Below are 11940 nucleotides of genomic sequence, written 5' to 3'. Positions count from 1 at the left end.
ATAAAGACGTGAGAATAAGGCACTCACGTTTTTTTGTTTTAGAAAGAGGAGGAAGTGTAATGGACTGCTTAGGTTGTAAATTAGCACACGAAGAAGAAAAAATATATAAAGTATATGAAGATGATTATGTAACGTGTTTTTTAGATCATGCACCTTTTTATCCAGGGCATACTTTAATTGTGCCAAAGCAGCACGTTTTAGAGGTGGATGAATTAGATGATGTTGTAGCCAAATCAATTATGGATGCGTCTAAGGTTATTACAAAAGCGATCAAGTTATTATATAAACCGGACGGAATTACAATTTGTCAAAATGGTGGAATCTTCAACGAATTAACACACTATCATATGCATGTTGTACCAAGATATAAAGAGCGCTCGTTTGCTGAGTTTTATACGGTACAACCTGGAGAAAAGCAGAATCATAATTTTGAAGAAACAAAGAAATTGTTAATAGAAGCAATAGAGCAAATACTGCACATTGAAAAGGCGTAAGAGGATTCTTCTTACGTCTTTTTAATCTTTATATATATTTAAAACTTCTTTCGCATGTGTACGTAAACCATCTATCAATTCTTTCGGTTCTAAAACTTTTGCATCTTTTCCAAGTCTATGAAATAAAGGGGTAATAAAATTGATTTCACCTTTATCAACGGTTGAATTTATATATCCCGTACCATCTTCGTTAATTACAACGAATTCCTCAAGGTAAGGAACACTTTTGCATTGGCGTACACCTTCTGTCGTTAGTAAAACATGTAACTGAGTAGGAACGTTTACTACGTTAGAGTTAGAGGAAAACCATTCTTCTAAATTCATGAACGTATTTTCATTTTCTTCCGTTGATAATATAGAAAGAATACGATCGACACGATACAATAATATTTTTTTTCGACTAAAGTCATAGGATGGCAAATACCATAAACCATCGTGAGCATATACACCGATAGGGTGAACATGTTTTGTTTTTATCCCCGATTTAGATTCGTATTGAAAGTGTAAATTTTTCTTTTCAATAGCCGCGGTTAATACTTCGTTTAAAAAAGGTGTATCAATTGTTCTCTTTGGGTTCCAAAAAGCGATATAAGAACGTATTTTATCAACTTTAGCTTTCGCATCATTTTGTAGAGAGCTATACAGTTTATGAGTAACAGAATTGATTTCTGTATTAAAAGGCAAATCTCGGTAGTAGCTTAAAGATTGAAGAGCAAAGAAGATGGAGACCGCTTCTTCTTCGGTAAATAAAATGGGGGGAAGCATGCTGCTTGTTAACACTTTATATCCTCCATTGCGACCTTGTTCAGCGTAAATGGGTAATCCCATATCACTTAAATCTAAAATATATCTATGAACCGTACGAACGGAAATATTAAATGCATCAGCTATTTCTTGTGCTGTAAATGTTTTTTTCGCAGAAGCAAATATAAGAATATCTAGTAAACGTTTTGCTTTTGACAAATATATCACCTTTTTCTTTTCTAACATGACACAAATTGTCATGTTTTACGGTTAGTATAGTGCATACATCATAATTTTATCAAGATGAGACGCAAGGAGGAAAAGATATGCCACGTGAAATTGTTTTATTTATTGCAGCGAGCTTAGATGGATTTATTGCGAAAGAAGATGATGATTTACAATGGTTAATGGAAACGGAAGGAGAGGGGGACAACGGTTATACAGAAATGTACGAAACAATTGATACAATAATCATGGGAAAGAGAACGTACGATTATGTGGTAGAGCATACGGAAACATTCCCATACCTAGATAAAAAATGTTATGTTTTTTCTAATTCAGAAAAAGGTTCAAATGGACATGTAGAGTTTGTAAATGAAGATGTAGTGGAGTTTACAAAAAGGTTGAAAGAGCAGGAAGGATCTAAAATATGGATGGTCGGTGGAGGGAGTCTACTGAGAGAATTTTTTAAGAGTAATCTAATTGATGAATATATTGTTACGATTACACCTCATATATTAGGTTCTGGTATTCCGTTATTTAAAGAAAAGAATCCACAAATTGATTTAACTTTAACGGATACAAAACGTTTTGGTCAATTTGTAAATCTATATTATAAAGTAAAATCTTAAATGATAAACAAACACGACTATTGATGATAGTCGTGTTTCTATATAGATGGCAATGAAATTGTAAAGCAAGATCCATGATCAACCTCACTCGTTACAGTAATATTCCCGCCATGTAGTTCAACTATTTCTTTCACAATCGCAAGTCCTAATCCAGTTCCGCCAGTAGAACGAGATCTTGCTTTATCAACGCGATAAAACCGTTCGAAAATATGTGGGATATCTTCTTCTGGAATTCCTTCCCCTGTATCTTGGATGGAAATTTTGATATGCGTTTGATGTACTGTGACAAAAATAAAAATTTGAGAATGTTCTGCTGAATGTACATATGCATTATTCAAAATGTTGATGATAACTTGTTCAAAGCGTTGCTCATCTAGAACTATAGAAAGTGAAGAGGGACATGTTAAAGAGACATGAATATGTTTTATTTCGTACATAACGTTCACTTTTGTAACAATACGAGAAAGAAAGTCTTCTACATGTACTTTCGTTGTTTCAATGGAAAAGTTGTGCTGCTCCATTTGTGCAAGTAAAAATAAGTCTTGTACTAAATTTGTAATAGAATCTGCTTCATCTTTTATAATTGATAAATACCTTTGGCGCTGCTTAGGAGATGTATGGTCTTTCAGTGCGATGTCTGCATACCCTCGTACATAGGTTAATGGTGTTCGTAGTTCATGAGCTACACTTGCTAGAAATTCACTACGTTCTTTTTTCATATAATGTAAATCATTTGCAAGCGTTTGGATAGATTCTGCAAGTTCACCAATTTCATCATTTCGAGTACTTGTTAAAGAGACAGATAAATCACCACGACTCATTTTTTCAGTAGCATGCTTCATACGAAGGAGTGGTTTCGTTAACAGACGTGAAAGAAGAAATATTGTAATGACTGTTAAAATAAATGTAACGACACCAGCAACAAGAAATTGTTTTGTAAGACCTGAAATCATTTGTTTAATAGAACTTGTACCGAGAAACATATAAACATAACCTTGTATTTTTCCTTCTATTAATATTGGACTAACTGTGCATATATAATTAGATGTTTTCCAGTGGTTTTCTATGATTGTTCCGTTATGATCTGCACTTTTTATCATTTCGACAATGTGCCTTTTTATAGTGGAATCTATATCATTAGATTTTGCTAATATTTCTTTATGAGCGTTTGTAATAACAACCTTTGTTTCAGCTTCTGATTCCATTAAAGCGACATGAGAGATTGTTTGAGAATCGAAATGTTTTTCAAGTACATCCCGATGGCTATTTCCCCGCTTTAATAATGCTGTCATTTCTTCATTTACTCTCGTATTGACAAGGCTGTAATAGAGTAATGCAAACAGGACGGTTTCGATTAAAAGCGTAACAATTAAAAAATAAAATCCGAGTTGAACAGAAATTCGTTTCATCGCGTAACTCCTTGATTTTCAGTGTCAATCCATCGATAGCCAACACCATACACGGTTTTTAAATGTTCATCAATTGGAAAATTAGCCTTTCGTAATTTATCACGTAAATTACGAATATGGGAGTCCACTGTGCGATCCTCTGTATTTGTATCTAGCCCCCAAATTCGCTCAATAAGCTGATCGCGGCTGAGTACATAATTTAAGTGATGCAAAAATAATCCAAGTAAAGAGAATTCAATTGGTGTAAGCAAAACCTCTTGTCCATGAACGGAAATAAAGTGCTTTGCTTCATCCCACAAAATCCCTCTATATTTTAGTTGTTCATGCTGATTGCTACGTCGCAATACAGCTTCAATTCGTGCTAATAGTTCATCTTCATGAAACGGTTTTGTTATATAATCATCAGCTCCGATTTTTAATCCTTGAACAACATCTAGCGTTTGATCACGAGCGGTTACCATAATGATAGGAACGTTACTAAATGAACGAATCTTTTTACATGTTTCCCACCCATCCATTTTTGGCATCATAATATCGAGAAGAATGAACTTAAAACGTTGGTTTTCTATATAGGAAATGGCTTCTTGGCCTGAAGTCGCATAAATGCAATTATATCCTCTAGGAGTAAGATAAAGTGCTAATAACTCCAGCATACGTGGTTCATCATCTACGAGTAGTATATTCATCATATAATATCCTCCGTATTTGTATTCATTATTAAAAGTGTAATGCAAAATCATCAAGAAATGTTGCAGATTATAATGCATCTGCATAATTTCTTCAGAATTGCTTGTTATCGTATAGTTGAAAATTACATTCTAGATAAAACATAGGCTCAAACATGATGGATACGGAGGCGATATAGTGAAAAAGGTAACTCAAATTTTGAGTGTGACAATAGTTGCTACATTTGGACTTACAGCGTGTGGTCAAACGAACACGGAAACAAAGAAAAGTGAAGAAGTAAAAGAAAAAAAGAATGAGAATCAAAAAGATATGAAGATGAATGATGCAGCGATGGCGCCAAAAGAAATGAATGATGGAGCATCTAATGATGTATTAACAACTAGTTTAAAAAATGTAACACGATTAAATACAAATGATCCTGTTCAAATGGCAGTATTAACATCACAAATGATATGGCCAGCAACTCATAAAGAGAATCAGCCAGGAGCAGTGATTTTGGTGTCAGCTAATCAGTGGCAACTTGGAATTGCTAGTGCCGATCTCATTCATCATCCAAACAATGGACCTATTTTATTTACGAATAAAGAAAGTATTCCAGAGGCGACGTTAAAAGAAATTAAACGATTAAATCCACTTGGAACAAAAGATGGAACGCAAATTATGGTGATGGGGGATGTAGAATCTTCTATATTAGACCAATTAAAAGAATATAAAGTAAAACAAATAAAAGAAACGGATCCAGCTGCATTTGCGAAAGATGTTGATAAAGAATATGCAGACATAACAGGGAAGTATCCGGAAAGCGTGATTATAGGTTCTTCTGAAGAAGAAGGGCGATTGTATACAACACCTGCTGTGAACTGGATTTCTCATATGCCTGAACCTCTTTTATATGTAGGAAGAGATAAAGTATCCGAAGCTACAATTGAGGCGTTAAAAGCAAGAAAAGGAAAAGCAAATATATATATATTAGGTCCAGAAAAAGTTATTTCAAAAGAGGTAGAAAAACAGTTAAGTGAGCATGGTAAAGTAACGCGTATTAGTGGAGAAAGTCCGACAGAAAACTCTATCGCCTTTACTAAGTTTAAAGATGAAAAAACGAAATTTGGTTGGGGATTCAAAAAACCGGGACATGGCGTATCATTTGTTTCAACAGAAACGCCTGATTTAGCAATTGCTGGTGCACCGTTTTCTCATATGGGGAAACATGCACCTGTTCTATTATTAGATAAAGGGCAGGTTTCACAACCAGTTTATGATTTATTGGCAACGATCCAGCCGAAGTTTAAGGATGATCCAACCTTAGGACCATATAATCATGGCTTTTTATTAGGGAATACGGAGAATATTTCATTTGAAACGCAAGGGATATTAGATGAAAGATTAGAGATTGTTCAGGAAAATGGCGGAGGTCATGGTGGACATTAAGTAGAAAAGACGCTGCATAAGCAAGCGTCTTTTTATTTTGGGAAACTTTTTCATAGCAAAAAATCTGACATTTATTATATAATAGCTCTCGTGCAGCCGGATCGATTTTCTTATGGAGGAAATCAAAAATAGAAAAATAGAGGAGTGTTATTTTGTTTCAAATTATAAAAACAGAATGGTTTTCCAATGTGAAAGGAGATGTGTTATCAGGCATTGTTGTTGCACTAGCATTAATTCCTGAAGCGATTGCCTTCTCCGTTATTGCAGGTGTAGATCCGATGGTTGGATTATACGCTGCGTTTTGTATTGCTGTAACAATTTCGTTTGTAGGCGGAAGACCGGGAATGATTTCTGCGGCAACAGGTGCGATGGCATTGTTAATGGTGACACTTGTGAAAGATCATGGATTGTCGTATTTATTTGCCGCAACCATTTTAACAGGTGTTGTACAAATTATTTTTGGAGTACTGAAATTAAGTTCGCTAATGAAATTTGTTCCACGTTCCGTAATGAGTGGTTTTGTAAATGCACTTGGAATTTTAATTTTCACAGCGCAATTGCCACATTTTCAAGGTGTAAATTGGAAAATGTATGCACTTGTAGCATTAGGACTTGCAATTATTTATCTATTTCCACGTATTACGACGGCTGTGCCGTCTACACTTGTTTCTATTGTTATTGTGACAAGTATTGCACTACTTAGTGGATTTGAATTACGAACTGTTGGTGATATGGGGAATTTACCAAAAGAATTGCCGTTCTTTAGTATTCCGGATGTACCATTTACATTAGAAACGTTAGCGATTATTTTACCGTATTCTGTTATGTTAGCTGTCATTGGATTATTAGAATCGTTATTAACAGCGTCTCTTTTAGATGATATGACAGATACATCAAGTAATAAACATAAAGAGGCACGTGGACAAGGTATCGCTAACATTATTGCTGGTTTCTTTGGGGGAATGGCAGGATGTGCAATGATTGGACAATCCGTTATTAACATTAAATCAGGTGGGCGTGGTCGATTATCAACATTCGTTGCTGGTGGATTTTTAATTGTGCTCCTGTTTGTTCTTGGTGACTATGTTGTCCATATTCCGATGGCGGCATTAGTTGCGGTTATGATTATGGTGTCTATTGGAACATTCGATTGGAATTCTGTGTTTACCCTTCATAAAGTTCCAAAAGGTGATGCGTTCGTTATGATCGTAACGGTCGCAATTGTTCTTGTAACACACAATTTAGGACTCGGTGTGATTATCGGTACGGTAATAAGTGCCGTATTATTTGCAGCAAATATGGCAAAGATTCACGTGAAACATTTTTATATTGGTAAGAAAAAGGTATACGCTGTTCACGGACAACTGTTCTTTGCATCTACTACAGCATTCATAAATGCGTTTCAGCTTAAAGAAGATGTAAAAGAAGTAGAGATTGATTTTACAAATGCTCATGTATGGGATGATTCAGCTGTAGCAGCAGTGGATAAAATTCTGATGAAGTATGAGCAAAATGGTGTAAAAATAAGTATAACAGGATTAAATGAGCGTAGTTCGCAGCTGATTAAAAAATTGGCTACTTATAATAAAAATAGAGAACAAGCTGTTAGTTAAATAGGAAGAACCTTTTCGGGAGGCCGAAAGGGTTCTTTTTGTATTATAATACGAGTATGATGATGAAAGGGGCTTCAGCATATGTACAAGCAAATTATACTAGCATGTGATGGGTCAGAACACGCAATACGCGCAGCAAAGCATGCCGCACACATTGCTACATTAAGTAAGGAAGCAAACATTGAAATTGTATACGTAGTAGATAATAGAACAGCAAAATCAGATATTATACAGGGACAAACAAATATAGAAACAATCTCAGCTAGTCGAAAAGATAGATTAAAAGAAATTGAAGCTTTATTACAGCGAGAAAGAATTTCTTATAAAATCACTATCTTACATGGCGATCCAGGAAATACGCTTGTACAGTATGTAAATACAGGAGACATTGATCTCGTAATAGTAGGGAGTAGGGGATTAAATGCATTGCAAGAAATGGTACTTGGTAGTGTAAGTCATAAAATAGCAAAACGAGTGAAATGTCCAGTGATGATTGTGAAGTAACAGACAGCAGAAATGTTGTCTGTTTTTTATGGGGATAAATCTTACAAAATTGTAAGACTGCTGTTAGCAAAATCGATGTTATAAAATTCCTTCCATTGATATGATGAAAGCATCAAAGAGAGCGAATGGAGGATGGAAGAAATGAAAGCATTTCAAAGTTTATCGTATAGTCAGGGAGTGAGTCTTATTTGTTTAGGGGGATTTACTACTTCGGTGGTGTTGGCTATTGTTGAGAAAATGTTTCAACAGATGTTCTTATAAAAGTAGCATTGTAAATAGAAGGGGAATGATTGTTATAGTTGGCAAGACAATATCATTAGACATAAATAAAAAATAGCTCTTAGCGTGTATCTTAATGCTAAGAGCTATTTTGTTTTTTTACTTCAGTTGTTTTTTTACTGAGTAAAGTTTCACTTTATGCTTGCTGCGATTTTGATGATCCTGTGTTTAAAGTAAGAGCAAGGAAGAAAATCGCAAGCACACAAGATGCTAGTAATAGAATAAAACCGCCGTCCCATCCGAAAGTATCTACAATAAAGCCCATTGCAGCACTAGCAAATGCAGCACCGCCCAGGTAACCGAAGAAACCTGTTAAACCAGCAGCTGTTCCAGCAGCTTTTTTTGGTACTAAGTCAAGAGCATGTAACCCAATTAGCATAACTGGTCCATAAATTAAAAATCCAATTGAAACAAGTGCGATACTATCGATGATTGGGTGACCAGCTGGATTTAACCAATAAACAAGAACAGCAATGAATACACCAACCATGAATAAAATACCAGCAGGTGCACGGCGTCCTTTAAAGAGCTTATCACTCATCCACCCACAAAGAAGTGTCCCTGGAATCCCAGCCCATTCATATAGAGCGTAAGCTGTACGAGAGCTATTATGAGTAAAGCTTTTTTCCTCTACTAAATAAGTAGGTGCCCAGTCGACAACACCATAGCGTACAAAATATACGAATACGTTAGCGATAGCAATGTACCATAAAAACTTATTGTTCAGTACATATTTGAATAAAATTTCCTTTGCCGAAAGCTCACGCTCACGATCTTCTATTTTTTCACTAGTTGGATATTCTCCTGTATGCTCCTCAATTGATGGTAATCCGCAAGATTGAGGTGTATCACGCATTGTAATTAATACATAAATCCCAACTAAAATTGAAAAAATACCAGGGACGTAAAATACACTTTTCCAATCATCAGCGAATAAATACATTCCCAATGTAACAAGGGCTGGCATAATTGCTCCGCCGACGTTATGAGCAGTATTCCAAATGGACATTTTTGTACCACGCTCGCTAATAGAGAACCAGTGAACCATCGTACGACCACATGGAGGCCATCCCATACCTTGTACCCATCCGTTTAAGAATTGCAGAACAAACATGAGTAAAATACTTGTTGTAATAAAAGAAACCGAACCGAAAATAATATTAATGATACCGGATAAAAATAGTCCTGTTGCTAAGAAGTAGCGGGGGTTACAACGGTCGGATACAATCCCCATTACAAACTTGCTTAAGCCATATGCAATGGATACGGCAGAAAGGATAATACCAAGTTCGCCTTTACTAAATCCTTGTTCAACAAGATATGGCATTGCCAGTGAAAAGTTTTTGCGAACAAAGTAGTAACCTGCATAACCAATGAAAATGCCTAAAAATACTTGCAAGCGTAGCTTGCGGTATTCGCTATCTATGCGATCAGCAGGCAAGCGATCTGTATGCGGCGCAGGTTTAAATAAATTAGTTAGAAACATCGCTTAAAATCCTCCTCTATTATTGAAAATGTTTTATGACATAGAAAATAAAAAAGACCATGAAATATAGAAAGGGTCTCCTTTCTATGCTCCATAGCCTTATACTCTCATTCTCCATGACTGTCAATATTAACTTCGTCACAAAGTATACAACTTTGTGACAAATTTGTAAACGTTTTTATGAAATAAAATGATTGACGGCATTTATTTAGTAGTTTAATATTTAAATACGTTAAATATTTTATTGTTTAAATAAGAGGTGGATAACATGCAAAATGATATGACTCATATTGATAAAATTCAGGCTCTAGCATTTTCGATAGGAAAGAAAATGCAAACGGAGTTACTAGAACAAATGCAAGCATCAGGACTGACGCCACCGCAATTTTATATTTTAAAAATTTTAGATCATTACGGTGCAGCAAGAGCTACAGAGTTGGCGAAGAAAATGTACGTGAAACCAAGTGCGATTACAGTGATGATTGATCGTTTAATTGATCAAGAATTGGTGTTACGTTATCACGATAAAAATGATCGCCGTGTTGTTATCATTGAGCTAACGAAGAAGGGGAAAGATGTATTAGAAGAAGCAATGACTGCTCGAAACGAACATATTGCGAAATACTTCTCACAATTAGAATTACAAGAAAGAGAAGATTTACTACGCTTATTTGAAAAATTGGAGACAATTATTTGTGGAGCATCTGAGAAAAAAGAAACAAACTAAAGGAATTGAGGAGATTACATGGAGCAACAAGAAAATCAAAATCAAAATCGAAAGTTGTTGTTAATTGGTCTAGTTATTGCGATGTTATTTGCTGCGTTAGATGGAACAATTGTTGGTACAGCGATGCCGCGTATCGTTGGTGAACTAGGTGGATTAAGTTTAATGACATGGTTAACAACAGCGTATATGTTAACATCAACGACAGTTGTACCAATTGCAGGGAAGTTAGCTGACTTATTAGGACGCCGTAACGTATATATAACAGGGTTAGTTATTTTCATGGTTGGTTCAGCCCTTTGTGGTATGGCAAACGGCATGACGGAGTTAATCATTTTCCGCGGTATTCAAGGCCTAGGTGGCGGTATTATGATGCCAATGGCGATGATTATTATCGGGGATATGTTTACAGGAAAAGAACGTGCGAAATGGCAAGGGATTTTCGGAGCATTATATGGTCTTGCATCTGTAATTGGACCGCAAGTAGGTGGTTGGATTGTAGATGCTGTCAACTGGAGATGGGTATTCTATATTAATTTACCAGTTGGTGTTTTAGCAACAATTTTCATTGCAATGGGGTTAAAATCACATAAACAAACAGGTCCGATTAAAATTGACATTGCTGGTATTTTCACAATGATTCTTGGTGTTGTAAGTTTATTACTTGCATTAACATTCGGCGGGAAAGACTATGCGTGGGATTCTTGGCAAATTATTGGGCTATTTGCACTTGCAATCATTGGTATCGTAAGCTTTGTAATTGTTGAACTAAAGGCAGAAGAGCCAATTTTACCGATGCATTTCTTTAAGAACCGTACATTTACACTACTAAATGCAATTGGTTTCTTTATGAGCATTGGAATGTTTGGGGCAATTATGTTTGTGCCATTCTTTATGCAAGGAATTGTTGGAGTAAGTGCGGCTGAATCTGGAACAATCATGACACCAATGATGATTACGATGATTGTGATGAGTATTATCGGGGGTCAGCTCGTATTAAAAGTTGGAGTGAAACCACAAATTATTACAGGAATGCTCATCATGGCCGGCGGATTTTGGCTGTTAACGACAATGGATATGCATACAAGTAAGCTTGTTGCAACTTCTTATATGAGCATTATCGGTTTAGGAATGGGTCTTGTAATGCCGACATTAACATTAGCATTGCAGGAAAGTTTCCCGAAAAAAGATCTTGGGGTTGTTACATCTTCTAGTCAATTCTTCCGTCAAATCGGGGGAACATTTGGGATTACAATTTTAGGTTCTATTATGAATAATACTTCAGGTACAACTTTAACAAATAAATTAGTGCCTGTCTTAAATACATTCCCAGCAGAAGCAGGGCAGATGGTAACGAAGTTTAAAGATATGATTCATACAGATCCACAAGGATTATATTCTATGTTATTTAGTCCGGAAGCATTAAAACAAATGCCAGAAGCATTTGCTAATAGTATCGTGCCTATTTTAAAAACATCTTTAGTAGATTCACTTCATAGTGTATTTCTAACAGGTTTAGTCTTTATCGTAGTTGGTGCTGTATTTACGATTTTCTTGCAGAAAATCAAGCTTTCTAATCGTAAAAAAGGTGCAGAAGAGTCTGCTGCGGTAGAAGAAAAAGAAACGAATGTATCTTACTCATAATGAGAAAAAAGCATCGCCTTAGGGTGATGCTTTTTTAGTTAGAAGTGATTGACGTATTTTTAGAAATGAGTTATATT

12 protein-coding genes are annotated in these 11940 nt (G+C 35.6%); 8 read left to right on the top strand and 4 right to left on the bottom strand.

The window, feature by feature from the left end; translation table 11 throughout:
- The first annotated feature begins 8 nt into the window (after positions 1 to 8).
- Positions 9 to 494 carry an HIT family protein gene (locus HRG09_RS08015; RefSeq protein ID WP_174100373.1) on the top strand — a complete coding sequence of 162 codons (486 nt, stop codon included), beginning with the start codon at positions 9 to 11 and terminating at the stop codon, positions 492 to 494.
- A gap of 21 nt (positions 495 to 515) precedes the next feature.
- On the opposite strand, the gene HRG09_RS08010 is transcribed toward HRG09_RS08015, so the two are convergent.
- Positions 516 to 1499, bottom strand: coding sequence for a helix-turn-helix transcriptional regulator (locus HRG09_RS08010; RefSeq protein WP_174100290.1), 984 nt, complete (start codon positions 1497 to 1499; stop codon positions 516 to 518).
- A gap of 65 nt (positions 1500 to 1564) precedes the next feature.
- Here HRG09_RS08010 and HRG09_RS08005 point away from each other — a divergent pair, with 65 nt between their 5' ends.
- A complete protein-coding gene (locus tag HRG09_RS08005) occupies positions 1565 to 2089 on the top strand; it encodes a dihydrofolate reductase family protein (RefSeq protein WP_174100289.1) in 525 nt (174 codons plus the stop codon).
- A gap of 38 nt (positions 2090 to 2127) precedes the next feature.
- Here HRG09_RS08005 and HRG09_RS08000 read toward each other — a convergent pair whose 3' ends face one another.
- Positions 2128 to 3498, bottom strand: coding sequence for a sensor histidine kinase (locus HRG09_RS08000; protein ID WP_174100288.1), 1371 nt, complete (start codon positions 3496 to 3498; stop codon positions 2128 to 2130).
- Positions 3495 to 4238, bottom strand: coding sequence for a response regulator transcription factor (locus HRG09_RS07995; RefSeq protein WP_174100372.1), 744 nt, complete (start codon positions 4236 to 4238; stop codon positions 3495 to 3497). Before HRG09_RS07995 ends, HRG09_RS08000 begins: the two co-directional genes overlap by 4 nt.
- A 124-nt stretch (positions 4239 to 4362) precedes the next feature.
- Between HRG09_RS07995 and HRG09_RS07990 the strand changes: the two genes are divergently transcribed.
- The 4 genes from HRG09_RS07990 (at position 4363) to HRG09_RS07975 (ending at position 7991) form a co-directional block, all read left to right on the top strand.
- Positions 4363 to 5613, top strand: a complete 1251-nt coding sequence (locus tag HRG09_RS07990; protein ID WP_174100287.1) for a cell wall-binding repeat-containing protein — start codon at positions 4363 to 4365, stop codon at positions 5611 to 5613.
- Between the two features lie 152 nt (positions 5614 to 5765).
- On the top strand, positions 5766 to 7226 hold the full coding sequence (locus HRG09_RS07985; RefSeq protein WP_174100286.1) for a SulP family inorganic anion transporter: 1461 nt from the start codon (positions 5766 to 5768) through the stop codon (positions 7224 to 7226).
- 81 nt (positions 7227 to 7307) lie between these two features.
- Positions 7308 to 7730, top strand: coding sequence for a universal stress protein (locus tag HRG09_RS07980; RefSeq protein WP_174100285.1), 423 nt, complete (start codon positions 7308 to 7310; stop codon positions 7728 to 7730).
- 132 nt (positions 7731 to 7862) lie between these two features.
- On the top strand, positions 7863 to 7991 hold the full coding sequence (locus HRG09_RS07975; RefSeq protein ID WP_174100284.1) for a DUF4027 family protein: 129 nt from the start codon (positions 7863 to 7865) through the stop codon (positions 7989 to 7991).
- A 154-nt stretch (positions 7992 to 8145) separates the two neighbouring features.
- On the opposite strand, the gene glpT is transcribed toward HRG09_RS07975, so the two are convergent.
- Positions 8146 to 9495, bottom strand: a complete 1350-nt coding sequence (gene glpT / locus HRG09_RS07970) for a glycerol-3-phosphate transporter (RefSeq protein WP_174100283.1) — start codon at positions 9493 to 9495, stop codon at positions 8146 to 8148.
- Between the two features lie 268 nt (positions 9496 to 9763).
- Between glpT and HRG09_RS07965 the strand changes: the two genes are divergently transcribed.
- Both HRG09_RS07965 and HRG09_RS07960 read left to right on the top strand, forming a co-directional pair.
- On the top strand, positions 9764 to 10222 hold the full coding sequence (locus HRG09_RS07965) for a MarR family winged helix-turn-helix transcriptional regulator (protein WP_174100282.1): 459 nt from the start codon (positions 9764 to 9766) through the stop codon (positions 10220 to 10222).
- A gap of 18 nt (positions 10223 to 10240) precedes the next feature.
- Entirely contained in the window at positions 10241 to 11863 is a 1623-nt protein-coding gene (locus HRG09_RS07960) for an MDR family MFS transporter (RefSeq protein ID WP_174100281.1), read from the top strand.
- Positions 11864 to 11940 lie beyond the last annotated feature (77 nt).

This window comes from Bacillus sp. Xin1, assembly GCF_013314535.1.
Lineage (GTDB): Bacteria > Bacillota > Bacilli > Bacillales > Bacillaceae_G > Bacillus_A.
The sequence above is the reverse complement of the archived record's forward strand: the minus strand, read 5'-3'. Positions and strand labels throughout refer to the sequence as shown.

What these genes read in the sequence shown, in the direction of transcription:
- HRG09_RS08010 (WP_174100290.1), bottom strand. Translation starts at nt 1,499, where the DNA reads ATGACAATTTGTGTCATGTTAGAAAAGAAAAAGGTGATATATTTGTCA.
- HRG09_RS07980 (WP_174100285.1), top strand. Translation starts at nt 7,308, where the DNA reads ATGTACAAGCAAATTATACTAGCATGTGATGGGTCAGAACACGCAATA.
- HRG09_RS07965 (WP_174100282.1), top strand. Translation starts at nt 9,764, where the DNA reads ATGCAAAATGATATGACTCATATTGATAAAATTCAGGCTCTAGCATTT.
- HRG09_RS07995 (WP_174100372.1), bottom strand. Translation starts at nt 4,238, where the DNA reads ATGATTTTGCATTACACTTTTAATAATGAATACAAATACGGAGGATAT.
- HRG09_RS07975 (WP_174100284.1), top strand. Translation starts at nt 7,863, where the DNA reads ATGGAAGAAATGAAAGCATTTCAAAGTTTATCGTATAGTCAGGGAGTG.
- HRG09_RS08005 (WP_174100289.1), top strand. Translation starts at nt 1,565, where the DNA reads ATGCCACGTGAAATTGTTTTATTTATTGCAGCGAGCTTAGATGGATTT.
- HRG09_RS08000 (WP_174100288.1), bottom strand. Translation starts at nt 3,498, where the DNA reads ATGAAACGAATTTCTGTTCAACTCGGATTTTATTTTTTAATTGTTACG.
- HRG09_RS07960 (WP_174100281.1), top strand. Translation starts at nt 10,241, where the DNA reads ATGGAGCAACAAGAAAATCAAAATCAAAATCGAAAGTTGTTGTTAATT.
- glpT (WP_174100283.1), bottom strand. Translation starts at nt 9,495, where the DNA reads ATGTTTCTAACTAATTTATTTAAACCTGCGCCGCATACAGATCGCTTG.